The 24037-nt window shown below is 58.2% G+C and carries 18 protein-coding genes; 5 read left to right on the plus strand and 13 right to left on the minus strand.

Going from position 1 to position 24037, the window contains the following annotated elements; all coding sequences use genetic code 11:
- Positions 1 to 216 precede the first annotated feature (216 nt).
- A complete protein-coding gene (locus tag IB277_RS36390; protein ID WP_192373199.1) occupies positions 217 to 1461 on the plus strand; it encodes a multidrug effflux MFS transporter in 1245 nt (414 codons plus the stop codon).
- A gap of 299 nt (positions 1462 to 1760) precedes the next feature.
- Here IB277_RS36390 and IB277_RS36395 read toward each other — a convergent pair whose 3' ends face one another.
- The 4 genes from IB277_RS36395 to IB277_RS36410 form a co-directional block, all read right to left on the minus strand.
- Positions 1761 to 2933 (minus strand): acetyl-CoA C-acyltransferase, encoded by a 1173-nt coding sequence (locus IB277_RS36395; RefSeq protein WP_192373201.1) that lies wholly within the window; start codon positions 2931 to 2933, stop codon positions 1761 to 1763.
- An 89-nt stretch (positions 2934 to 3022) separates the two neighbouring features.
- Positions 3023 to 4135, minus strand: a complete 1113-nt coding sequence (locus IB277_RS36400) for an acyl-CoA dehydrogenase family protein (RefSeq protein WP_192373203.1) — start codon at positions 4133 to 4135, stop codon at positions 3023 to 3025.
- Between the two features lies 1 nt (position 4136).
- Complete coding sequence (locus IB277_RS36405) at positions 4137 to 5333, minus strand: acyl-CoA dehydrogenase family protein (RefSeq protein WP_192373205.1); 1197 nt, start codon at positions 5331 to 5333, stop codon at positions 4137 to 4139.
- A gap of 114 nt (positions 5334 to 5447) precedes the next feature.
- The gene (locus IB277_RS36410; protein WP_192373207.1) at positions 5448 to 7478 is read right to left on the minus strand and encodes a 3-hydroxyacyl-CoA dehydrogenase NAD-binding domain-containing protein; all 2031 of its coding nucleotides are present in this window, start codon (positions 7476 to 7478) and stop codon (positions 5448 to 5450) included.
- Between the two features lie 328 nt (positions 7479 to 7806).
- Here IB277_RS36410 and IB277_RS36415 point away from each other — a divergent pair, with 328 nt between their 5' ends.
- The gene (locus tag IB277_RS36415; protein WP_210339724.1) at positions 7807 to 9102 is read left to right on the plus strand and encodes an aspartate aminotransferase family protein; all 1296 of its coding nucleotides are present in this window, start codon (positions 7807 to 7809) and stop codon (positions 9100 to 9102) included.
- Positions 9103 to 9303: 201 nt separating this feature from the next.
- Here IB277_RS36415 and IB277_RS36420 read toward each other — a convergent pair whose 3' ends face one another.
- The 8 genes from IB277_RS36420 to IB277_RS36455 form a co-directional block, all read right to left on the minus strand.
- Entirely contained in the window at positions 9304 to 10215 is a 912-nt protein-coding gene (locus IB277_RS36420) for a LysR family transcriptional regulator (RefSeq protein WP_192373209.1), read from the minus strand.
- Positions 10216 to 10310: 95 nt separating this feature from the next.
- A complete protein-coding gene (locus IB277_RS36425; RefSeq protein WP_192373211.1) occupies positions 10311 to 11195 on the minus strand; it encodes a crotonase/enoyl-CoA hydratase family protein in 885 nt (294 codons plus the stop codon).
- Positions 11192 to 12031: an enoyl-CoA hydratase-related protein gene (locus IB277_RS36430; protein ID WP_192373213.1), complete on the minus strand. Its 840-nt coding sequence runs from the start codon at positions 12029 to 12031 to the stop codon at positions 11192 to 11194. The genes IB277_RS36425 and IB277_RS36430 overlap by 4 nt, the downstream gene beginning before the upstream one ends.
- Positions 12032 to 12048: 17 nt before the next feature.
- Positions 12049 to 13278 carry an acyl-CoA dehydrogenase family protein gene (locus IB277_RS36435; protein ID WP_192373215.1) on the minus strand — a complete coding sequence of 410 codons (1230 nt, stop codon included), beginning with the start codon at positions 13276 to 13278 and terminating at the stop codon, positions 12049 to 12051.
- A gap of 17 nt (positions 13279 to 13295) precedes the next feature.
- Positions 13296 to 14324: a phosphotransferase family protein gene (locus IB277_RS36440; protein WP_192373217.1), complete on the minus strand. Its 1029-nt coding sequence runs from the start codon at positions 14322 to 14324 to the stop codon at positions 13296 to 13298.
- Positions 14321 to 15304: a nitronate monooxygenase gene (locus IB277_RS36445; protein ID WP_192373219.1), complete on the minus strand. Its 984-nt coding sequence runs from the start codon at positions 15302 to 15304 to the stop codon at positions 14321 to 14323. Before IB277_RS36445 ends, IB277_RS36440 begins: the two co-directional genes overlap by 4 nt.
- Positions 15305 to 15481: 177 nt before the next feature.
- Positions 15482 to 17035, minus strand: a complete 1554-nt coding sequence (locus tag IB277_RS36450) for an ABC transporter substrate-binding protein (protein WP_192373221.1) — start codon at positions 17033 to 17035, stop codon at positions 15482 to 15484.
- 259 nt (positions 17036 to 17294) lie between these two features.
- Positions 17295 to 18296 (minus strand): 2Fe-2S iron-sulfur cluster-binding protein, encoded by a 1002-nt coding sequence (locus IB277_RS36455; RefSeq protein WP_192373223.1) that lies wholly within the window; start codon positions 18294 to 18296, stop codon positions 17295 to 17297.
- A gap of 276 nt (positions 18297 to 18572) precedes the next feature.
- Here IB277_RS36455 and IB277_RS36460 point away from each other — a divergent pair, with 276 nt between their 5' ends.
- Positions 18573 to 20102 carry an aldehyde dehydrogenase family protein gene (locus tag IB277_RS36460; RefSeq protein WP_192373225.1) on the plus strand — a complete coding sequence of 510 codons (1530 nt, stop codon included), beginning with the start codon at positions 18573 to 18575 and terminating at the stop codon, positions 20100 to 20102.
- Positions 20103 to 20171: 69 nt separating this feature from the next.
- Here the strand turns inward: IB277_RS36460 and IB277_RS36465 are convergent, their stop codons facing one another.
- The gene (locus IB277_RS36465; protein ID WP_192373227.1) at positions 20172 to 21059 is read right to left on the minus strand and encodes a zinc-binding alcohol dehydrogenase family protein; all 888 of its coding nucleotides are present in this window, start codon (positions 21057 to 21059) and stop codon (positions 20172 to 20174) included.
- A gap of 191 nt (positions 21060 to 21250) precedes the next feature.
- On the opposite strand from IB277_RS36465, the gene IB277_RS36470 reads away from it, so the two are divergent.
- Positions 21251 to 22459: an aromatic ring-hydroxylating dioxygenase subunit alpha gene (locus IB277_RS36470; protein ID WP_192373229.1), complete on the plus strand. Its 1209-nt coding sequence runs from the start codon at positions 21251 to 21253 to the stop codon at positions 22457 to 22459.
- Positions 22460 to 22683: 224 nt separating this feature from the next.
- A complete protein-coding gene (locus IB277_RS36475) occupies positions 22684 to 23679 on the plus strand; it encodes an NADPH:quinone oxidoreductase family protein (protein WP_192373231.1) in 996 nt (331 codons plus the stop codon).
- Positions 23680 to 24037: the final 358 nt, after the last annotated feature.

The following is a 24037-nucleotide window of genomic DNA, read 5'->3' on the forward strand; positions in this document are numbered from 1 at the left end:
GCAAACAAGCAAAGGCGGTGTCTCGCAGCGCTCTGGCGTGTTCGTCACGCTACAAGAGAGAAATGCCATCGATGCCACCTGCATCGCCTTCTCGCAAAGATCGCATTGCGGATCTCTCATGCACGTTCCCCTCAACATCGTCTAATTTGGCGGACGTATCGGCCTTTCGGCTCGCCTTGGCTGCGGGTTGTCCTCTCCACTTGGGAACAGCAAGTTATGATCAGCAACGCAACAAAAGTCGAGGAAGCCGGTCGGGTGCTTCCCCTTGCACTTCTTGTCGGGGTCGCGATGGTCAGTCCCCTCGGCATCAACATGTATGCCCCGTCCATGTCCGGCATGGCGCGCTCCCTGAGCGTAGATTTCGCGGCCATCCAACTGACGTTTTCAGTATTTCTGGGTACCCTCGCTATCGGTCAATTGATCGTTGGCCCGCTGTCCGATCGTGTCGGCCGGCGGCCCGTCCTCCTGGTCGGTCTTGCGGTGTTCACTCTTGGATCGGGTCTTTGCACGACGGCGCGGACATTCGAGGTTTTGATTTTCGGCCGCATAGTTCAGGCGCTCGGCGCCTCCGCTGTTGTTCCATTGTGTCGTGCGGTCGTCAGAGATGTTTACGAGCGGGACAAGGCCGCGAGCATGTATGCCTATGTGACAATGGGGATGTCGGTATCCTCCATGGTGGGTCCACTGATTGGAGGTCTGCTCGACGGTTTTGGATGGCGAGCCTCGTTTCTATGCATGACCATTTGTGGAGCAGTCGCCCTGTCGAGTTCATACTGGCGGTTTCATGAAACCCGGCGAAGCGGGCATTCCATCACCTCCACACATGAGATACTGCGCGGTTATGTCGATCTCGTGCAATCCCAGGTGTTCTGGGGATACGTGCTAGTGGTCGCATTCGTTTCTGCCAGCTTCTTTGTTCTGGTCGCCGGCGCTCCGTACATTTTGATCGAGTTAATGGGCAACACGCCGGCCGAAGCTGGGTTCTATTGCGCATCCATGCCGGTCGGATACCTCTTCGGTGGTTTTGCGTCGGGTCGTTTTGTGGTCAAAGCAGGGCCCGACCGCATGGTGTTTGCGGGGACCTTGCTCGCGCTTCTCGGGATGGGATTGATGGCACTGGCATTCGCATGCGATATAGTCCATCCGTTGTCCATCAGTATCCCGATGTTCGTCGTTGGGGCGGCCAATGGTCTGGTTATGCCGAACGGCGTCGCGGGTGCGATCAGTGTAAAGCCGGAGCTCGCCGGCGCCGCTGCCGGGCTTTCGGGAAGTTTCCAGATAGGATTTTCCGGCCTGTGTAACGCAATTGTCGGAGAGATGCTCACAACGAGCGTGTGGCCGTTGATCGGCGCCCTCTCGGTTTGCTTGCTGTTTGGGATCGCTTCGTTCGGGCTGGTCAAATACGGCGATGGCCGTCACGACAACACGGCGCCGAACCCGGCTGTTGAGAAAGCGGAATGACACGTACGACACACTGCGTGCGTGACAACGGTGCTCCTCGACCATTTCTGGGCATGTGAACGGCGAACGTGAGCATCGGTTCCAAGTGCCGAATTCGCAAACGCTCACTGGACAGGGTCGGCTCCATCTACAGACGCCGGCTCGTGCTTGCCACCCGCAACGCTTTCGTCGCCAGGCGGCTCGCAGGACCTGGCATCGTCGCCAAATCGCGCTTTACGTTGGCGAAACCTGGTCCGGCCATCCGTCAAAGGAGTGAGTGGTGCCAACGAACGCGCGTAGGTCAGCACCATCTTGCTGTCCTAGAGAACCTCGAACAAGCCGGCAGCGCCCATACCGCCGCCGACACACATCGTCACGACCACAAAGCGAGCGCCGCGCCGCTTTCCTTCGATCAGGGCATGGCCGGTCATGCGGGCGCCCGACATGCCATAAGGATGGCCAATTGAAATCGCGCCTCCGTTGACGTTCAATCTTTCCTCGGGAATTCCAAGGCGGTACTGGCAATAGAGAACCTGCACGGCGAACGCCTCGTTCAACTCCCAAAGACCGATGTCGTCGACGGACAACCCGAAGCGGTTCAGCAGTTTGGGCACTGCAAATACCGGACCGATGCCCATTTCATCAGGTTCCGTGCCGGCGACCGCCATGCCGACATAGCGCCCGAGGGGTGTCAAACCACGCTTTTCCGCCAGATCCGCGCTCATAACGACGCAAGCAGACGCACCGTCGGACAGTTGCGACGCATTCCCCGCAGTAACGACGCCGTGATCGACAACTGACTTCAGCCCTTCCAGGCCAGCCATGGTCGTTTCAGGTCGATTGCCTTCGTCCTTTGCAATCGTAACCTCCTGCGTGGAAGTCTTCCCAGACACCTTGTCCGTCACGGACATCGTCGCCGTGACTGGAATGATCTCATGATCGAAGGCGCCGGCCGCTTGAGCGCTTGCCGTTCGTTGTTGCGAGCGCAGAGCATACTCGTCCTGGTGTTCGCGCGAGATACCATAGCGTTTGGCGACGGTTTCGGCTGTGTGCAGCATGGGCATGTATATGTGAGGCGTCATCTTGACGAGTTCAGGATCCGGCTCGACGCGAAGGGCAGGCGTTTGAACCAGCGAAATCGACTCGACGCCGCCGGCAACAACGACGTCCATACGATCGACGATTACCTGCTTTGCGGCGGTCGCGATCGCCATCAGACCAGACGAGCACTGTCGATCGATCGTCATGCCGGACACGCTCACAGGCAGGCCGGCGCGCAGTGCGGCGGTTCTCCCGATTGTCTGCTGGACGCCCTGCGGCAATGCCGCGCCAAAGACTGCATCGTCGACTTCGTTCGGATCTACGCCCGCGCGCTCCACGGCCGCGCGAATGGCATGAGCGGCCAACGTGGGAGCAGGGGTCGCATTGAACGCGCCGCGATAGGCACGCCCGATCGGGGTTCTTGCAGTGGAAACGATAACAGCGTCGCGCACGACATTTCTCCTAGGATTGGGAGGTCACGGTTGGTGGTCGAAAATGTTGCGCCGTGGCTCCTTGGCCCCGAGCTTTCGGCTGGGTACACTCAATATGGCGAACTCAGCCTGATAAAGCGTTCCAGGTGATAGTCCTCGTCGCCGAACTGATGGTCGATCATCATGAGCCTCTTTGCATAGTGTGAGACCGACAGTTCCCGCGTCATGCCTATGCCGCCGTGCATCTGGATCGCTTCCTCGGCGATGATTGTTCCCACCCGGCCGATTGTGAATTTGGCGGCTGATACCATCCGTTCGCGCTCGCGGCGCGGATTGCCAAGGGATGCGGCTGCATTAATCGCCGACGAGCGAGCCTGTTCAATTTCAAGCGCCATCGTCGCAACCCTGTGGCGCAAGGCCTGGAACGTTGCAAGCGGAACTCCGAACTGCTTTCGCGTCTGCAGGTATCCGATTGTCTCGTTCAATAGCCGGTCCATCACGCCGATGGCTTCCCACGAAAGCGCCACGATGGCTGCAGCCACCGCTTCTTCCGCGATGGGAAAGCCATCCTCGACGACGAGTTTCGCCGGCGTGTCGGCCACCGTCAGATCACCTGCACGGCCACCATCGATGACGGCATAATCCTGGATACGGACCCCTTGGGCGGACAAGTCGACGAGAAACAGACCAATGCCGGTCTCGCTGCCGGCCGGCCCGGAAATGCGGGCTGAAACGACGGCATAGTCCGCCGCTTTCAATTGTGAGACGACTGCTTTTTTTCCGCTCAGTCGCCAGCCATCGGGCCCCTTTTCAGCTCTCGCCTCAACCTCGGTGAGGTCATATCGGCTTTGTGGTTCCTCATAGGCCCAGGCCACTACCTTATCTCCGGAAACGACGGCGGTCATCAGGTCGGCCTGCGGGCTCCCCTTCGAAAGTGCGTATACTGCCGCAAGCGTTCCCAGCAGGGGCTCTACCACGAGCGCCTTGCCCAACTGTTCGAAGACTGCCGCAATATCGAAACCTGTTCCGCCCAGTCCGCCATGTGTCTCGTCGACGAGGGCCGCTATGACACCGAGCTCACAGAGCTCGTGCCATTTGTCTGGCGACCAGCCTTCAACGGATCCGGCGATAGTCCGCCGGGTTTCGGTCGAATAGTTCTGCTGCAAATAGCGCTCGAGCGTATTTGCGAGCAGTTGCCTGTCCTGGCTGTGGTTGAAGTCCATGTCAGCCTCCCAGAAGTGTCTTGCTTATGATTTCGCGCTGGATTTCGTTCGAACCACCGAAGATCGAGAGCTTGCGATTGTTGAAATACTCGATGCTGACCGGAACTGCGTATTCTGGACCGGGCAGTTCGCCGTTCCAGCCCTCGTTGAGCGCGTCTGGCAGGAAGGGCGACGCATAGGGGCCGAGCGCGCGCCGTGCTAGGCTGGTGATTTCCTGCTTCAGTTCCGTGCCTCGGATCTTGAGCATCGAGTTCTGCGCCACGGGGGTTGCACCGTCGCTTGCGGCGGCCAGCGCTCGCAAGTTGCTCGTCTTCATGTTCTCGAGTTCGATCTCGACGCGCGCTAGTCGCGCTGCGAAATAGGGGTCATCGATGAGTGGACGACCGCTCTTTTTCTGGTTTCTCGCAATGAATCTCAGATGATCAAACCATGCCATCATCACGCCTATTCCGGCGATCGATGTGCGCTCGTGGTTCAGAAGGTATTTCGCGTAGGTCCACCCCTTGTTCTCTTCGCCGACGAGATTTTCGACGGGCACCTTCACGTCCGTGAAGAACACTTCGTTTACCTCGTGTTCGCCATCGAGCAGGATGATTGGGCGAACCTCGACCCCCGGCGTGTTCATGTCGATCAGCAGGAAGGAGATACCCTCCTGTTTCCTGCCTTCATTCGAGGTGCGCACCAGGCAGAACATCATGTTCGCGTGTTGGCCCAACGTCGTCCAGGTCTTCTGACCGTTGACCACGAAGTGATCACCGTCGCGTACCGCTTTCGTGCGAAGGCTCGCGAGGTCGGATCCGGCGCCCGGCTCCGAGTAGCCCTGACACCACCAGTCGGAGCTTTCGAGGATGCGCGGCAGCCAATGGCGTTTCTGCCTGTCGGATCCGAAGTTCATGAGCATGGGACCCAGCATGGTCACGCCAAAAGGAACGATCCACGGCGCGTGCGCCAACGCCCTTTCCGTGTCGAAGATCTGGCATTGCATGATCGACCAATCCTGGCCGCCGTATTGTTTCGGCCAGTGGCCAGCCATCCAGCCGCGCTCGTGCAGGATGCCGTGCCATTCCTCCTGATCAGCCTTTGTGAGACGCTTGCGCTTGCGCACCATATCGGCGATGCGTGCCGGCAGCTTTTCGCTCAGGAATTGACGTACTTCCTGTCGGAACCGTTCATCGTCGCCAGAGAAACTAAGATCCATTTTCGGTCCTTCCATGAAAGGTAAGCGGATCAGGAAACGTGTTCGCAAGTCGCCGATTTGCGTCCCAGAACCCGCCGATCTCGTGTGAGGAGATCGGCTGCCAAGTGCTGGCAACTATTCGTTGTTCAGACTTCGGCCTTCTGCGGCGCGTTTCTTCAGAAGCGGAGACAAGGTGAAGGTGGAGCCCAGCCGGTCCCGATAGCGGGTAAGGCCGTCGACTATTGTCTGCAGGCCAATACGCTCCGCCCAATACATGGGCCCGCCCTTGTGCCGAGGCCAGCCGTACCCGTAGACCCAGACCACATTGATGTCGGAGGCGCGCTGCGCTATTCCCTCCTCAAGGATTTTCGCCCCTTCATTCACCATCGTGTAGAGCGTCCGTACGACAATCTCTTCGTCAGCGATCCGGCGCAGGGGGATACCTGCTCTTTCCCGGAATTCACCCACGATCTGCTCTACGACTTCTGACGGGCGAGGTTTGCGATCGTCACCGTAATCGTAGAAACCCGCCTTCGTTTTCTGTCCAAGCCGGCCTCTGGAACAGATAGCATCCTTGATATTGTCGATGCGCGCTGGGTTGCGGTGCCATCCAACGTCCAACCCGGCCAAATCCAGCATCTGGAAGGGCCCCATCGGCATGCCGAAATCGATATGTACTCGGTCGATCTGTTCGGGCGTTGCTCCTTCGACAAGCATAGCTTCGGCGTTCGCCTGGCGCGGCGTCAACATCCGGTTCCCGATGAAGCCGTCGCAAACGCCGGCTACGACCGGAACTTTACCGATCTTTCGGCTTACCTCGATCGCAGTCGCCAGCACGTCGGGACCTGTTTCGGTTCCTCGCACCACTTCCACGAGTTTCATGATGTTCGCTGGCGAAAAGAAATGGAGACCGAGCACGTCGTTTGGCCGCGATGTGACAGCTGCGATTTTGTTGACATCTAGAAATGAGGTATTGGTGGCGAGGATCGCGCTGCTGTCGGCAATTCTGTCAAGACGGCGAAAGACATCCTTCTTGAGCTCGATGTCTTCGTAGACCGCCTCAATGACGAGATCACAGCCGCTGAGCGCGGAGAAGTCGTGCGTTACCTCAAGCAGAGAGAGCGCTTTCTCGACCTGGTCTTCTGACAGGTTTCCTTTTGCGATGGCCGTGTTGTAACTGGCCGTTATGAAGTTGCGCGCACGTGCGACCCCATCCGGATCCATCTCGATGATCGTGAGCGGGATGCCACGGGACAGAAAGTTGATTGAAATACCCGTGCCCATGGTACCTCCGCCAATCACCCCCACCTTTCGGATCGTTCGGCGGGCTATGTCCTTACCCAGCCCCTCGATTTTCCTGGCTGAGCGTTCCGCAAAGAAGAGATGGCGCAGGGCCAAGGATTGCTCGCCCTTTACCAGTCCGATGAAAAGCTCATGCTCTCGACGCAGTCCTTCGTCAAAGGATAGCTGCGCGGCTGCCCGAACGGCCTCTACACAGGCTGCAGGGGCGTGCAAGCCTCTCAGCCGGCGTGTGTTTTTGGATTTGAAGAGGTCAAAGGCTTCGTCACTGGCAACAAAGGGCAGTTCTCGCGTGCGCCTAATGCCTTGCCCCGATCGGGCATATGCGACAGCTTCGGCGACGATACGATCTTGATCCACGATGCGATCAACTATCCCACGCTCGAGCGCCCGCAAGGCTGAAATGGGCTCTCCCCATACGATCATGTCCAGCGCGGTCTCGGCGCCTGCAAGACGTGGGAGACGTTGCGTGCCGCCCGCGCCCGGAAGAATGCCGAGCTTGACTTCGGGAAGGCCAAGCTTGGCGGATGGTGTCGCCAGTCGATAGTGGCAGCCCATTGCCAGTTCGAGACCGCCACCCAGTGCGTCTCCCTGAATCGCGGCGATAACTGGTTTGCCTGCTGCCTCGATCCTGTCGATGAGGTCGGGCAACCACGGATCGTTATGCTGCTCAAGTTCGTTGATGTCTGCCCCGCCGCAGAAAAAACTTCCCTGACCGCGTATTACGACGCCCCTCACATGGGGAAAGGAAAGGGCGTCGCTGAGCGCTTTTGCCAAAGCCGAGCGCAATTGAACGGACAATGCGTTCACAGGCGGGTTTGCAAGAACGATTTCTACGACATCGTCATGGTGCACAACGCCTAGCATGTGTCCCTCCCATTCGTCCTCATGGAAGGCCTAACCGACTGCGCCGCGTCATGACATCGGAAAGAAACGAAACGCGCATCGCTTTTTGCAGTTGCTGCAACGTGTTTCGTTTTCTCGCTGTCGCAGCTGGGTCCGTCCTTTTTCTGGAAAACGAGCCTTTCCGTTTTGCTGATCGCTTTGCAGTTATGCGCGTTGTTTGTGGACGAGTTCTGCCGGCCACCGGTACTGCATCGTTGCGGCCGAACATCGCTTCTGGTTTTGGGAATGGTCTTCGGGTCGTTTCAGCTCAGTCTGCCAGGGTAGCGCGAACTAGAGAATGGACGTTGAGATGAACATCCTGCCGAACTCAAAAAGCCGAGCTCTTCTCGAAACCGCACGTCGGTGCATGCCGGGCGGCACTTTTAACTCAGCCTATCTTCCCGAGGACGTTGATGTCGTGATTTCACACGGGAAAGGCTCTCGGGTGTATGATGTAGATGGCCGAGAATACATCGACTGCCTGAACGGCTCGGGGCCGATGATCCTCGGGCACGCTCATCCGGAGGTGGTGGAAGCACTTTCCCAGGCCGTCTCCTCGCCGTCAAACTATTACGTTTTGAACCACAGGGGCATTGAACTCGCCGACTTGCTGGTCGAAGCCATTCCTTGCGCCGAGCAGATCAAGTTCGGCTTATCGGGGTCCGATGCCACCTTTTTTGCACTTCGTTTGGCAAGAGCGTTCACCAGGCGCGACAAGGTCCTGAAGTTCGAAGGCGGGTTCCTCGGTGTCAACGACTACGCGTTGATGAGTGGTGTCAATCCTCCGCTTGACGCGCCTTATCCGAGGCCAGTTCCCGACAGCGCCGGCATCCCGCAAGCGATTCTTGACGACGTATTGATCGCTCCTTTCAACGATCTCGAGAGGACACTTGGCCTCATTGAGAGCAACAAGAGCGAACTTGCTGCTATTATCATCGAAGCGCAGCAGCGTTGCATCGAGCCGAAGCCTGGTTTTCTTGAAGCGATCCGTGAAGCGGCGACAAAGCACGGCATTGTGCTGGTTTTCGACGAGGTCGTCACAGGTTTCCGGCTCGGCTGGGGTGGCGCTCAGGAACGTTACGGCGTCGTTCCGGATATCGCCGCATATGGCAAGATCATCGGCGGCGGGCTCCCGCTGTCAGTTGTCGCCGGGAGACAGGATATCATGCGGCTTACCAACCCGAGGAATCCCGGCCCCTCTTATTCGTACATCAGCAGCACCATGAGCGGGAACACCGTTGCATCTGCGACAGGATTGGCGACGTTGCGCGTTCTTAAGAGGGAAGGGGTCTACGATCGTCTGGCAGCTATTGGCCAGAGGTTCAAAGCGGGTGCGCAAAAGGCCTTCGCCAGGCACGGGGTACCGGCTCAGATTGTCGGCAACGGTCCCTTGGCGATGATCACGCTAACCGACAAACCTGTTTTCGATCACCGTAGCTTCTGTGCAGGCGATACCAGGCTCTTTAAGAAGATCCTGCACGAGATGCTCGGACGAGGCGCATTGACGCACGGCAAGTTCTATTTTTCGCTCGTGCACTCGGACGACGACATCGACCAGGTCGTACAAATCCTCGACCACTCGATTGAAGCCGCCTTGAACACTTAGGTCTTGAGGTTGCTTCGGGCAGGCGGGAATGTGTCCCGCCTAAACTGCGATCGTTACAATAGAATTGGCGCTCCGCGCTCCCAAGGCGGACGCCCCGCCCACTGACCTGTCGGCGGGTGGGGCGTCATGTTTTGTTGGTCGTTCAAACCGCGGCGGCTTGATGCACAGGCACGGATATAGGCTCTTGGCTGAGCCCGGCTCTCAGACTTCATGTACCTTGACGATGAACTCCCAAAGCTTACCTGCCAGCCGGAATTTGGCTGCGCCCGGGCTTTTTACTAATACCACAGGTGAAGTACGTGGCCCAATCTCGGGGGACACCCTTTTCAGTACCCCGGTGTGGACGTAGGGCTCGGCGACGTGGTCGGGGATGTACCCGAGAACGCGCCCCGAAAGGATCAGCGCCAGCTGTGCCTCGGCCCCAAAACCGACGTCGCTTCCGTAGTTGCCCTCGTCACCCCACTCGGGATGGGTCCACTCTAGGTGCCCGCGGCTGCAATAGCGGTATCCACGCACCAGGTCTTCGCTCAACTTGGTGGGATCCTCTTCGAAGAGGGGATGCCTCTCCGCGCAATAAAGATGGACAGTTTCATCAAAAAGAGGCGTTGACACCACCGGACCGAGGCTTGCTTGGGCAAGGCAGATCCCAAGGGGCAGCATGTTATCCGCCACGCGGCCCAGGACCTGGAATCCGAGCATTACTTCGAGCTTTACCCGCACGCCGGGATAGGCTTGCTCGAACAAGGCTAGCGCCTCCGGCAGACGGGAGCTCGGGTTTGCGACGATGCCGTCCTGGATCGCGATGCTGATCTGACCGACAACGCCGTCGTTTATGTTGGTGACTTGGTTCTTGAATGCCTCAAGCGAAGCGAACATTTCCCGTGCGGCAGCATAGACCTTCCTTCCGTCCTCATAGAGTTGAAAGCCTTTCGGACCTCTTTGACAGAGTGTCAGGCCTAACCGCACTTCGAGCGTTTTCAAGTACTCGCTGAGGCTGGACTGTGAAAGATTGAGGCTGGTTTGCGCAGCCGTGAACCCGCCTTCTTCGACGATCGTACAGAAAACCCGAAGGGTCTTCAGATCAATATCGTGCAACTGACCAAATCTTGACATGAGCTAAGAACTTCTATTCACGGGTTTCAGCTTTGACGCCATGCCAAATGTCCTACCGCCAATACGATCGGCTGACCCGTACGCTTCGCGTGCCACTATGGCCACCACGGATAAAAGTCTGGCATGTTTGATGTATCGTCGCGAAAATTCGGCTTGCGCTTCTCGTTGAAGCTCGCCACGCCCTCCTTTCCGTCTCTCTGACTCACGTAGAGCATCGCGATCGACTCGACGATGTGGGCCCGCCGGGGATTAGGTTCGCCGGAATTGCGGTACATCATCTGACGAATTAACGCCGTCGACATCGGAGAACGCTCATTTGCAAGCACGCGGGCGATTTCGTACGCACGGTCGAGCAGCTTGTCGGCAGGCACGATCTCCTTCACGAGCCCCGAACGGCATGCCTCAGCGGCATCGAATATCTCGGCCGAGTACGTCCATTCGAGTGCCTTGGCTATCCCGACCACCTTTGGCAGAAACCAGCTGGAACAAGCATCCGGCACAATGCCGATCTTGCCGAAGCTGAACCCGAAGCGAGCGGTTTCGGAGGCCAAACGGATGTCCATTGCAAGCTGCATAGAGGCACCGACCCCAACGGACGGACCGTTCACTGCTGCAATCACGGGCTTGTTGCAATTGTAGATGGCCAGCACAACACGGCCGCCTGTGTCACGTACCCCACCCACCAGCACTGGATCGTCGAAGCGTATCTCCAACTCGTCCAGCGTCGGGTTCAGCGTCTCGTCCAGGCCGAAAACGTTCTTCGTCGGTGTCGGTACGGAAAGGTCCATTCCGGCGCAGAAAGCTTTGCCTGCTCCTGTTACCACGATAACACGCACGGCGGGATTGACGCTCGCATTCTCGAAAGCCTCGACCAACTCTTCTGCCATCAGAACGGTGAATGCGTTGAGTTTTTCAGGCCGGTTCAACGTTATGGTGAGGATGTGATCAGCAAGTTCGCATCTTATGGTTTCGAAGCTCATTTGTCGGCCGGGGTCTGTTGGTGGAATCGCGGTTCGCGTTTCTCTTGGAAAGCGAGCAGTCCTTCTGCGAAGGCGGGGGTGTCCAAGAGATCGCGTTGTCTCAGGCGTTCGTATTCCAACTGGGCAGTCAGACTGTTTCGCTGCGCGGCATGGAATGCGCGGCGCACCTCAAGCGCAACGCGCGGAGGCGATGCCGCCAGCCGGTCCGTCAGGGCTTTCGTCCTACTCGCAAGCGCATCGTCTTCAACAGCATCGAAAATCATGCCCCAATCGACAGCCGTCGGTGCGCCAATCCGCTCACCGAGCAAGGCAATTGCCTGGGCCTTTGCCCAACCGATGCTGCGGGGGAGTATCCATGTGGCGCCGAGATCGGGAATGATGCCGAGCCTCGGAGCGAAAGTAAGCACGAACGACGCCGATCGTGCCGCGATTGCTATATCGGCGGCAAGCGCCAGGCTGACACCCGCGCCGGCGCACACACCGTTGATGCTGGCGATGGTCGGAACGGGCATGTCGCGCATAGCCTCGATCACGGGGTTGAAATATTCAGCCATCAGATGGGCTTGCCGCACACCAAGAGTCTCGTCGGGCAGTCCCGGCACGCCGTCCTCGTCAAGGTGCCAACCGGCGCAAAAGCCGCGGCCTGTGCCGGAAATCACAAGTGCGCCAATGCTGCCGTCGCGGCTTGCCGACCGGAGCGAAGCCAACAACGCCTTAATCCCATTGAGGCTGAGGCTGTTCAGACGTTCCGGACGGTTCAATGTTATGGTGCAGATTGGCCCGTCTCGCTCAACAAAGAGTTCGGGCGTGTCTTCGGGGTTTCGTTCGCGATCCATACCACTCTCCCGATTTACTAAGACTGGTTGCCTAAGCACTGTGCGGCGATCTTCAATTCCTGGCGCGCGATGCCGCGCAAATGGACCTCGTCGGGACCGTCGATGAACCGAAGCGCGCGTCCCCACGTGTGCAGATACGCAAGCGGCGTGTCGTTCGTTAGACCCATTGCTCCGAACACCTGAATCGCCCGGTCAGTTACCCTCGTTTGAAGCCGGGCAGCCGCGACTTTGATCATCGACACTTCGTTCCTTGCCGATTTGTTGCCGCTGGTGTCCATCATCCACGCTGCCTTCAAGGCCAGGAGACGGGCCTGTTCGACCTCTATCCGTGACTCGGCAATCCAATCTGCGACGTTCGAGTAGTCCGACAAACGACTTCCAAAGGCATTGCGTGTTAGGGCCCTTTTGCTCATCAGCTCAATCGCCAGCTCGCACTGGCCTATCGTGCGCATGCAATGGTGGATGCGGCCTGGCCCCAACCTGGCCTGAGCGATCGCGAAGCCGGCGCCAAGTTCGCCCAGAAGGTTCTGGACAGGAACGCAGACATCCTTGAATTCGACCTCGCAATGCCCCTCAAGGGCGTGGTGGCTGAAAATAGGAACATCCCGCACTATTCGAAAGCCAGGGCTGTCCTTGGGTACGATAACGAACGAATGCCGGCCATGCGCTGCAACTTCAGGGTCCGGATCGGATATCCCCATGACGAGTGTGAACGCGAAATTGGGATGAAGCGCACCAGTGGTGAACCACTTTCTGCCGTTGATGACGAAATGATCCCCGTCGCGCCTAATGGTGGTCTTCAGGTTGGTCGGGTCCGAAGAGGCTTCGTCCGGCTCGGTGATCGATACAGCCGAGCGGATCGTGCCTTCCAGCAGAGGCGTTAGCCATCGATCCCGCTGCTCGGGCGTACCGAACAGATGCAGTATCTCGATGTTCCCGGTATCCGGCGCACTGCAATTGAACACTTCGGACGACCACGGTACCCGTCCCATGATTTCGGCCAGCGGAGCATATTCGAGATTTGAAAGGCTGGTGCCGGGCTCGTCTGGGCGGAGGGTGGGTAAGAACAGGTTCCAGAGCTTCGCAGCTTTCGCCTTCTGCTTGAGCTCGCCCATGAGCTGCCCGGGGTAGGTTCCTCTCGCCGCATTCTCATTCCAGGCGGCGTCAGCGGGGAGAACATGGGCTGCTATAAACGCGTTAAGCTCCCCGATTAAATCAAGCACGCGGAGCGAGTAGCTGAATTCCACGACGAAACCTCCCAGAGCTAGTCGATGAGTTCGACCGCACGACGTGCGAATACTGGCGACAAAGCGCCTACAGCTTCTGCGTCGTCGGACGTTGCGTTGCCGGCAAGTGCCCGGGCCGCAATCCCTTCGAAGATGACAGCATTGCGAAAGAGAGCCAGTGCCAGGTCGAACTCGGAGACCCGATGTCTGTTTCCCGCAGCATGATAATAACTGTCCAAAAACCGATCGAGCGACGGGAGCCTCAACGCATCGAGTGGCAGGTCTCGGACGCCGCCATATTCGTTCGCGTTCATCGACCAGGTGAAAACACACATATGAGCAAGGTCGGCCATAGGATGACCGAGTGTCGATAGCTCCCAATCGAGGACAGCAACAACTCGCGGCTCCGTCGGGTGGAAGATCAAATTGCCGATACGGAAGTCTCCGTGTACCAGCGCGGTTTCATCGCTGTCGGGCACGTGCTTCGGCAACCAGGCGAGCAGTTTTTCGACGTTTGGGTCGTCACGGGTCTTCGACATTTGCCACTGCTTGGTCCAGCGACCGATCTGCCGCTGATAGAAGCTGCCTTTCGTGCCGTAGTCGGCAAGGCCGATTCGATCGAAATCGACCGAATGGAGAGCGGCCAGCACTCCCGCTGCCGCGACATACATTGGGATCCTGTCCTCAGGAGACGCGGCGCTGAGGGCGCTATCTGCAAAGATCCGGCCTTCCACGCGTTCCATCACGTAAAATGGCGTACCGATGATGGAGTTGTCCGTTTCCAAGAGGACAACCGGCGGAACGGGCACGACAGAATCCTGTAATGCCGCCAGGATCCGGTGTTCTCGTTCCACCGCGTGGGCGGAGGGGAGAATTGCGCCAGCTGGTTTCTTCCGGATCACGAGCCGGCGATTGTCGTAGTCCGCAAAAAAGGTCGGGTTCGAACGTCCTCCCATGATCGGCTGAAGCCTCGGGGCGCCCTCAAGACCCCGGATACGGCCCTTTAGGTGCTTATCGAGGTCCCGGGGACAAAAACCATGGTGGGCTTCATCGAACGGTACGGTCATGCGAGCTCCGATTGGTGCATGGCCCTCGCGAGCGCGGCAAATCGAGCCCGGCATTGGCGATCTATGCGCTGAAGAAGCTCAGCGCAGCTCGGAATGTCGCTGATCAACCCGATGCAGAGGCCGGCCCAAATTAAACCGCTTTCGGGATCTCCATCCAGCAAGGTTTTAAGCCCGCGAGCGCCGGTCACAAGAGGCCTGATGTCGTCGAAAACAGTCCCTGGACGACTCTCGATCGCGACGACCTCTTCCGAAACAGAATTGCGCAGGACCCGGCCGGTGTTTCGAAATGTGCGGAAAATCAGTTTGGTATCGCGTTCGGTTGCCTCGACCAGGCGTTGTTTGATGTCATCGTGGATAGGCGCTTCCTCTGTCACCATGAAGCGGGTGCCCATGTTGATGCCGTGTGCCCCCAAGGCGAGTGCCGCAGCCAAGCCGTCGCCATCGGCAAAACCTCCAGATGCGACGATCGGCACTTGGAGCCGCTGCGCCGCCGCCCTAATCAGGATCAACCCAGGGATATCTTCTTCGCCCGGATGGCCGGCGCATTCAAATCCATCGATGCTGATCGCGTCTGCGCCTCGCTTCTCAGCCGATAAGGCATGCCGCACCGAAGTGCATTTGTGGATAATTTTGACGTCACGCTCCTTGAAAATCTCCGTAATCTTTGGTGGGTGACTGCCTGCCGTCTCCACGATCGTCACGCCTTCATCGACAATCGCTCGAGCGTATTCCTCGTAAGGGGGTGGCGACACCGTCGGAAGGATGGTGAGGTTGACGGCGAAGGGCTCTTTCGTCATTGCGCGGCAGCGACGGATTTCGGTCCTCAACGCGTCGGGCGTGGGCTGCGTAAGCGCGGTCAGTGTACCGAGCCCGCCTGCATTGGAAACGGCACTGGCGAGTTCGGCGCGACCAACCCACATCATGCCGCCCTGCACCACGGGGTATTTGATGCCCAGCAGTTCGGTGAGGCGCGTTTTCACATGTTCTCCTTCATCTCTATCGGCAAGTGGAGGTGTGTGAGCTCAACGTCGTGAGGAAGAGGGGCGGATATCGAGCTCCCGCCCCACAAGTAAGGTGGAACCGCCGACCCTCGGGCCTAGCGATTCACAGTCTCTGACTTGTCACCTGGAACCGGTCAGGCGCACGAATGCGCGTGATCAGGCCTTTTTCGAAAGCGGCGCGAGGGAGGCCGGCTCGTCAACGACAAATATCGTCCCTTCGACCGAGCGATGCACCAGGTAGTTTTGATGCGCATATACCGGGATAATTTGAGCTGACTCTTCACCGACCCGTCGCAGTGCCGCAGCATACATTTCTTTCTGCTTGCTTTGATCCGGTTCGCCCATCGCCTCGGTAATCAGCTCCCGCAGCTTCCCATCGCTGTCAAACTTCGAGCCATTGTAAATGCCGCCCTTGGCGTATCCGACGTCAAGCGCGTCATGCGCAAGTCGTCGACCCAGGATGGAGACGTAGCTCGGCATCTTCATGTCGACCTGATCCCAATAGGTCTCAACGGGCCACTGGATGACGTTGACTGTGATTCCGATGGCTTTCATGTTTTCGGCAAAGATCACTGCCAGATCGACCATGCCGGGGAATGCCGGGGACGTATAGACATCGTAGGCGAAGCCGTCGCTGTAACCTGCTTCGGCTAGCAGCGCCTTTGCCTTGGCGATGTCGGGCTTGTTGACAGGCATGTCCGGCGGATAGCTGGCGTCACTCTGAGGCACCGGGACATCCGGCGTGGTCGAGCCGAGGCCATAAAACGCAGTGTCGAGGATCATCTGGCGATCGACCGCAAGTTTCATAGCCGCCCGGACGCGCTGATCGTTAAACGGCTTCTGCGACGCATCATGATTGATAAGCATCGCCACGTAATCCCGCTGAGGCATCAGCCTCACCTCGGAGTTCCCCACCAATTCCTTGGCTTTGGCAGGGTTGATGCGATCAACAACATCGACGGCGCCAGAAAGGACGGCCTCAATCTTGGCGTTCTGGTCGGGAATACCGATGCATTGAATCCCGTCAAGGTAGACGACATCCTTGTTCCAGTAGTCGTCGTTGCGAGTAGCTTCCCACGATTGACCGGGCTCAAATGAGACGAGCTTGAAAGGGCCGGTTCCAATCGCCGTTTCAACCTCGGTTGTCGGCACGGTACCCTTCTTGACTATGCTGGCGTACCAGGATGTGAAGCCGAAAGGCAGAAGCGTATCGGGCTTCTTCAATTTGATCTTGATGGTATGGGCGTCGGGTGCCGTAACTCCCGAAAAATCGAAGCTCTGGACATATCGCGAGTGCATCGCGGATCCGGCAGCCGGGTCCATATGTCGAGAGAGTGTGTAGAATACATCATCCGCGCCGAATTCGGTTCCGTCGTGGAACTTGACGCCCTGGCGCAGTTTGAATGTCCACTCCAATGCCTTGGCGTCGTACTCCCAGCTCTCGGCCAAGCACGGTTCCAGTGTGAAATCGGGCTTGCGACGCACGAGGGGTTCAAAGATCGTCCACACCAACGGCATCGATGCACCGTTCTTTGCGCTGATGGGATCGAGTTTTTCGCCGGCTTGGACTTCACCCCATCCGACCCGAAGCGTTCCGCCCTTGGTGGGGGCGGCGAATGCGACGTCCGACCCCCAAATCAGCGAAGTCGTCGCGACCGCCGCGGTCGCCTGCAAAAGTTGTCTGCGTGACAGATGGAAATCAGCGTTCATAGTGTACTCCCCTTTTGCTTGGTTTTTTTTAACTAAACCAGTTGGGGCGACCCTTGTGCATCTGCAATTCTTGAAGCGAACATCGGAAAACTGCGGAGCAGCACTGCGCCAAGTTCAGCTTGGCCGAGCCGTCCTTCGCCCGCCAACATCATCCGCCCGGCAAATCGATCCGTCCGCCTTGCCGTTCGCGAACGGTGTTCGTCTTGTCGGCTCTACCTGCCGACAATCGGGTCTAGAGAAATGGCGTCTCCTCAATCGGTCACCGGCTCCAGAAAGTGTCAACGTGACAGTTGCTGTGCTCTAATCCAAGGTTGGTCAGAACTTTTCTGCAAGTCTCGATCATGATGGGAGGGCCGCAAAGATAGGCCTTCATCTCTTTGCAGCCCGAAAGGTCGTCCTTCATGGCGTCGGCCAGGAAACCTGCGCGCCGTCCGGTCTCTGCCGGTTCGCTTGAGACAACCACCTGCGGCCCGTCCCACTCCAGCGACAAAGCCAGCGCTTTCAGTTCGTCCTCAAGATAAATGTCTTTCGGAGTGCGCACGCCAAAATAGATATGGCCCGCCCTTGCTGTCTTGTTTTCCTTCAGGGCGCGCAGCATGGATAGTATCGGCGCGAGACCGGTCCCGCCGGCCGCAAATACCATCGGACCGCTGTGCTTCTTTCGCAAGTAAGCCATCCCCTTTGGACCGGCGATTTTGAGGCGATCGCCACTCTTCAAGTTGGCGTAAACCGCTGGACTGACCGCACCGTCGGGGACGGCCCTGATGTGAAACTCCATGAGCTGCGAACTGGGGGCATTGGCAAATGAATAGGCACGCTCAGGCATTCCTTCGAACTGTAAGGAAGCGTACTGCCCCGGCAGGAAGTCGATCCAGTCGCCGTTGTCAGCAGCACACGAGATTATAGCGATGTCGTGTGTCACGCGCTCGATCTTGGTCACGGTAGCCGACAACGTCTTGAAGCGGTTCGTTGGCGCCGGCTCGTCACTGTCGAGAAGAGCGAGTACGCAATCGCTGCGTAGCATGGCTCTGCAACCGAGGATGAAGGACTGATTTCTTTCCTCGTCGTCAAGCGCAACGTCGAGGTAAGGTTGCATTTCGACTTGGCCGGACACAAGCGCGCACTTGCATTCTCCGCATACCCCGCTCCGGCAATCGAAAGGAAAGTCGATCCCGGACCGCAGGGCGGCTTCCAGGACCGTCTCGTTCGTCTCCACGAGGATCTCACGATCGAATTGCTCGATCCGGAGCTTATGTGACATTTTAGGCAGCTCCAATTCGCATCATGGTCTTCGGGGCGGTGCCCCAAGCGTCTTTGTGATTTGCGGAAGCCGTCTTGGGTAATTCCATCAGAATTGTGCGAAACAAAGTTCTGACTTTCGCGAAGCCTTCCACCTTCCATTTGGCTAATGATTAAGATCGAGGAACGCGGCGTCGCGTGGCGGATGTACTGCCGCGGAAAAAGGAGCGGGTGCGGCCGCAGTGCATTTGCCGCGCTCCGGGCTCACGAGATCGACGTCGCTCAGGGGGACTGGTCAATGAAGGACTACCGACGCTTCTACATAGGCGGGCAATGGGTCGAGCCGGTGAGCGAAGAAACCTTGGCAGTGATCGATCCGTCGCGGGAAGAGCCTTTTGCGACAATCGCGCTTGCGAACGACAGAGATGTCGATCGAGCGGTCGAGGCAGCTCATCGCGCTTTCGAAGGTTATTCTTCATCGAGGGTCAGCGATAGGTTGGAGTTGCTCAAGAATTTTGAGCGAGAGTATAAGCTCCGATCCTCGGATATTGCGGCGGCTATCACCCAGGAGATGGGCGCACCGGTCGCGCTCGCCATGTCGCTCCAGGTCGCCTCGGGCCTGAGCCATATTCAGGCGGCGATATCCGTCTTGGGCTCGTTCGAGTTCTCGCATCGGATCGAGAGCGATATCGTCGTGAAGGAGCCGATCGGCGTTTGCGCTCTCATTACTCCATGGAACTGGCCGATGAACCAGGCGGTGCTCAAGATTGCCTACGCACTCGCCGCCGGCTGCACCATTGTCTTCAAACCGAGCGAGGAAACGCCGGTTTCCGCCGCTCTCATGACCGAAGCCCTTGCTGCCTCCGGTGTGCCTGCGGGTGTATTCAATCTGATCAACGGGTCGGGTCCCGGCGCGGGGAGCGCGCTGGCTGCGCACAAACACGTTGACATGGTGTCGTTCACAGGCTCGACGGTAGCAGGCGTTTCCGTGGCACGAGCGGGCGCTGAAACCGTTAAACGCGTATCGCTCGAGCTTGGCGGCAAGTCACCAAATATCATCCTGGAGGACGCTGATTTCGAAGATGCGGTCGTCAAGGGCGCGAAAGCGGTGTTCCGGAACAGCGGCCAGACCTGCCTTGCGCCGACGCGCATGCTCGTTCCTGCCAAACGCATGGCCGAGGCTGCAAGATATGCCCGGCTCGCCGCAGACAACACGGTTGTGGGCGACCCCCTCAATCCTGGCACGAAGGTTGGGCCGCTCGTGAATGCAAGGCAGTTTGACCGGGTTCAGCAGCTCATAAAGCGCGGTATCGACGAAGGCGCGACCCTTGTCGCCGGGGGCCTCGGAAAGCCGGAAGGGTTGGACATCGGTTACTTCGTGAAGCCGACCGTATTCTCTGACGTCGAGAACAGTATGACCATCGCTCAAGAGGAAATCTTCGGTCCCGTGCTGTCGATCATCCCTTACGAGACGGAGAACGACGCCGTCCGGATCGCCAACGATACTCCATACGGCCTTGCGGGCTATGTCTGGTCGAAAAATGCCGAGAGCGCCTATCGGGTTGCCAAGCAGATCAGGGCCGGCATTGTAGTGATCAACGGCGCCTTCCCTAACAACCTCGCCCCGTTCGGTGGAATGAAGCAGTCCGGGAACGGGCGTGAGCAGGGCGTGATGGGGATCGAGGAATATCTGGAAACCAAGGTGATTGCGGGATGTGAAGACCTCGCCAATCGCGGTAAAACTCGGAGTGTCCGTTCTCGCGTCGGACGGAAAGTCAGCTGTCAAGTGGCCGCGCAGAAGCATGCTGCGCATGATTGCCGGGTTTGACGCGGGGCGCTCCGCCTCGCTTGGTTTGCCATTAATTGTGTGGTTTCGGGATAACCTACCGAGCGCCAACTAACGTGGGACCGAGATCACGATGGGTTCTTGCAACGTAGCCGAAAGGACGTCGCGGACACGGTTGACGTCTTCGAAAGACACGACCGGATAGGCTTGCGAAATCAAGCCATTTGACCGAAAAAGGTCCGCGACGAGTTCGAGCTCCGATGTCATGTGGGGATCATATCTCTCGTCGGGCTGGCTCTCCGTTGTGTTGCGATGGATGAGAAGACCATTTTCCCGAAGGTAAATCCCTTTCGGTTTCAGCTTAGGCAGCAATTCGTGATGGGTTGCGTCGAGCCGACAGTCGATGATCACGTCGTAGCTCGCGTCTGGCTTGGCGGCCCTGTCATCCTTCCCTCCCAAGGCGGAATGCCAGGTTCCTGTATGCGGCGGTTTGTCGAACCGAGCACTGGAACCACGAAGGCCACTGAGGTGAGCGACGGCGAGCCCCAGGCCCTGATCGGCGCCCATTACCAAGACATCTTCGCCGCGCGCTAGCTGCGCCCAGCGCAGCAGCTTCTCCGCTCGCGCATAAAACGCAGGTAAGAGCGCGGCGAAAGGGGCAACAAAGGGCTCTTGCAAGGTCACGGTTTCGCCAACGAGTACCCGTTGATACTCTCCGAGCTCTCCTGAAAGGAGCGCTGCTGATACGTCAGGTATGCCGTTGCAAGCGGCGCAGATCCAGTCACCGAGCCGGAAGGCCGGGACATCGTCGCCTACGGCGATTATTTTGCCGACGACAGTCATGTTGCTCTCGAGATCACGAGGACGAAAGGGCAAAATCCCCCAATAAGCGACCTTGACGACGACTTCTCCGGCCCGCGCGCTCGGAGCGGAAATCCCCGGTTGGAGTTTAAGTTCGTCACCTACCCGCCGGTAAGCGCGCATCCAATGAACGGCCATTCTTCACCCGTAGCTCGATAAGAGCGTTGATTAATGCGCTCCCAACCATTTTTCACCATCGGCTTTCGACGAACCAATCATTCCTGATTGTCGATGTTCAAAGCTCAGCAACTGGCTAATCTTAAGAAAAAGGACACGACCTCGATGCGTGCAGGATAACAGCTACCGCCTTGATGCGGCGAAGGGGGCCCATGCAACACTCACAGAGCAAACCAGGTGTCAAGAACGAAGAGCGAGAGCCGCTTTTTAGGCCCACCGGACGTGCGGAAGGTCTACCGGGACGCGCCTATTATGACCCGGCTTTCTACGAAGCCGAACGGCACACGGTGTTCGCCAAAGGCTGGATGGGGATAGGGTTTGCTAAGGACATTCCAGATTCTGGCGATATTCAGCCGATAACCGTCGCGGGCTGGGAGCTCATCACCGTTCGACAGAAGGATGGAAGCATCAAGGTCTTTCACAACATCTGCCGACATCGTGGCATGCGTCTAGTCAAGGAGAAGGGAAACGCTCGGTCGATCAGATGCATTTTCCACTGTTGGACTTATGCTCTCGATGGGAAGCTGATGGCGACACCAGTCATCAACGGTGTCAACGAGCACAAGGCCGAGGACTTCGACTATAGCGAACTTGGCCTCAAGGAAGTGCGAAGCGGCCAATATCTGGACATCATTTTTGTCAACATCGATGGCCAGGCAGTGCCGCTTGAGGAGCACCTTCGACCCGTCCGCGATCGGTTGGAAGGCACATTCGACATGTCGCTCATACGGGACGGTGAAACCATCAATACGATGTCCTACCCGGTAAACTGGAAGATCGCTTACGAGGGCGGCATCGAAGACTATCACGTGGGGTTTGTGCACAAGAAAATGCGTCACAGCCCAGCCTACCAGTTCGAGGACGGCGGCACGACATATGCGGGGTTCTCGAACAGTTTCAAGCTTGAGGACATCAAAGGAGTGATATTCGAGAGTACCACCGACGGCAAGACCTTGCCCATCTTTCCCAAAATGGTGGAATCAGGCGTCACCGATGCAATCACACTATTCATCTTTCCCACGGTCATCATCGGCTGTAAACCAAACAGCGTAAACATGTCGGTGTCATTGCCGCAAGGCCCGGAAAAAACCGAATACGTCGGGCGCACCTACTTCATCGGTGAGGCCGCAACAGACCCGTCATTCCAGAAGCTACGCGACGGCGTACGTGAATTCTGGGCGGAAGCTTTCCACGAAGATGACGTCGTTTGGCGTGAGGTCCAGGCCATGGTCAAAATCCGCGAGGACCTCAACCTCGAAACCCGTTTTTCGCCGCATTGGGAGCGGGCGTTGCACGCGTTCCAGAAGTATGTCGCCAAAGAAGTCGGCGACGACGTCCGCCGAGATCCTGCGAGCGCCTAGCGGACCGGAGGCAATCTGACGAGCCTGGCGGAGTCTTTAGCCGACCATGTATTGGATAGCCTCTCCTTCGGACCGGCTATCCCAACACGACGATCGGCCCGGGTTTTCAGGGGCGTTCGGGATTCGTCATCAAATATGGAGGCAGAACCGTCGGGCGTGCGCACAGCACCGTTGGCAGATGCCGCGCAGCGTTGCCTCCGTCGAAGCAGAGAGAGGATTTCAAGATGAGGGCCATGTTGAGCCGCGAACGCGGTGGGCCACGCGCGCTCCAAATGGGCGATATGCCGATACCTGAACCGAAGCATGGGGAGGTTCGCATCAACGTGGCCGCTGTCGGCGTCAACTTCCCCGATCTGCTGATCATTGAGGACAAATATCAGTTCAGGCCCCCCAGGCCATTTTGCCCGGGTGGAGAGGTCGCAGGTACTGTCGATGCTGTGGGCGACGGGGTCGCCGGTTTGAAGGTCGGGGATCGGGTGCTCGCGATTACGCTCTGGGGAGGCCTAGCCGAAGCGGTCGTCGCGCCGACGAAAAAGGTGTTCTGCATACCGGACGTAATGCCCTTCGATGATGCCTCAGCCTTCCTGATGACCTACGGAACGTCTTGGTATGCGTTGCGTGACCGCGCGAACCTATGCGAGGGCGAGACACTTCTCGTTTTGGGAGCAGCTGGTGGTGTCGGTCTTGCCGCAGTGGAGTTAGGAAAGGCCATGGGCGCGCGTGTCGTAGCGGCCGCGTCTTCCCAGGAAAAACTTGAGGTCGCGAAGCGCGCAGGCGCCGACTGCGGCTTGGTCTATCCATCAGGCTCGCTCGACAAATCGGCGCAAAAGGCACTGTCCGAGAAGTTCAAGGAAATATGCGGTCCCGGTGGAGCAAACGTCATCTATGATCCGGTTGGGGGGGGCTACAGCGAAGCTGCGATCCGATCGATCGCATGGGAGGGGCACTATCTCGTTGTAGGGTTTCCCGCAGGGGTGCCCGAGATGCCGCTGAACCTGCCATTGCTCAAAGGCTGCAACATAAGCGGAATTTTCTGGGGCGCGGCCATCGATCGCGACCCCATTCGCAGTGCTGCGGCAACCACGGAGCTGGTTCACCTCTACGAGACCGGAAAGATCAAGCCCCATATACATGCCAGATTTCCTTTAAACGATGCAGCCGACGCGCTCGAGATGCTGGCTTCCCGAACGAGTTCGGGGAAGATTGTCGTTACAGTTTGAGGAGGCTGTCGGCCCGGAACTTCTCCTGCCCGCCCGAGACTCGGAAGCGCTAGGTATGACCTCGCGGAATCGATGATGCATCGTGCTCATCGTCTCGCTCACCTCGCCGTGTTGCCGGAATTTCAGTTTCCGAAACAAGTAAGATCCCCTCACGGCCGCCTGCATGCAAACGGGAAGTTACAAACTAGTCCACCGCCGGCCCCACCAGAATCTCGAAGTGGCGCGCGGGTGGGTCGTGTCCCTACAGGTGGTGTAGCTCGGCGGTAGCGAAGCCGCTCGCGAGCGCGCCCTCAACAGCGCCGTAGTGAGCGGGCGGCGAAGCGGTGGTCATCGATGTTCTTCGGTAGGGTCGGGTTGC

It is taken from the genome of Ensifer sp. ENS07, from assembly GCF_014852185.1.
Classification (GTDB): domain Bacteria; phylum Pseudomonadota; class Alphaproteobacteria; order Rhizobiales; family Rhizobiaceae; genus Ensifer; species Ensifer adhaerens.

Coding starts and splice junctions, on each gene's coding strand:
- IB277_RS36475 (WP_192373231.1), top strand. CDS start 22,684: ATGAGGGCCATGTTGAGCCGCGAACGCGGTGGGCCACGCGCGCTCCAA.
- IB277_RS36425 (WP_192373211.1), bottom strand. CDS start 11,195: ATGAGCTTCGAAACCATAAGATGCGAACTTGCTGATCACATCCTCACC.
- IB277_RS36420 (WP_192373209.1), bottom strand. CDS start 10,215: ATGTCAAGATTTGGTCAGTTGCACGATATTGATCTGAAGACCCTTCGG.
- IB277_RS36460 (WP_192373225.1), top strand. CDS start 18,573: ATGAAGGACTACCGACGCTTCTACATAGGCGGGCAATGGGTCGAGCCG.
- IB277_RS36410 (WP_192373207.1), bottom strand. CDS start 7,478: ATGCTAGGCGTTGTGCACCATGACGATGTCGTAGAAATCGTTCTTGCA.
- IB277_RS36415 (WP_210339724.1), top strand. CDS start 7,807: ATGAACATCCTGCCGAACTCAAAAAGCCGAGCTCTTCTCGAAACCGCA.
- IB277_RS36440 (WP_192373217.1), bottom strand. CDS start 14,324: ATGACCGTACCGTTCGATGAAGCCCACCATGGTTTTTGTCCCCGGGAC.
- IB277_RS36465 (WP_192373227.1), bottom strand. CDS start 21,059: ATGGCCGTTCATTGGATGCGCGCTTACCGGCGGGTAGGTGACGAACTT.
- IB277_RS36455 (WP_192373223.1), bottom strand. CDS start 18,296: ATGTCACATAAGCTCCGGATCGAGCAATTCGATCGTGAGATCCTCGTG.
- IB277_RS36405 (WP_192373205.1), bottom strand. CDS start 5,333: ATGGATCTTAGTTTCTCTGGCGACGATGAACGGTTCCGACAGGAAGTA.
- IB277_RS36470 (WP_192373229.1), top strand. CDS start 21,251: ATGCAACACTCACAGAGCAAACCAGGTGTCAAGAACGAAGAGCGAGAG.
- IB277_RS36450 (WP_192373221.1), bottom strand. CDS start 17,035: ATGAACGCTGATTTCCATCTGTCACGCAGACAACTTTTGCAGGCGACC.
- IB277_RS36400 (WP_192373203.1), bottom strand. CDS start 4,135: ATGGACTTCAACCACAGCCAGGACAGGCAACTGCTCGCAAATACGCTC.
- IB277_RS36430 (WP_192373213.1), bottom strand. CDS start 12,031: ATGGATCGCGAACGAAACCCCGAAGACACGCCCGAACTCTTTGTTGAG.
- IB277_RS36390 (WP_192373199.1), top strand. CDS start 217: ATGATCAGCAACGCAACAAAAGTCGAGGAAGCCGGTCGGGTGCTTCCC.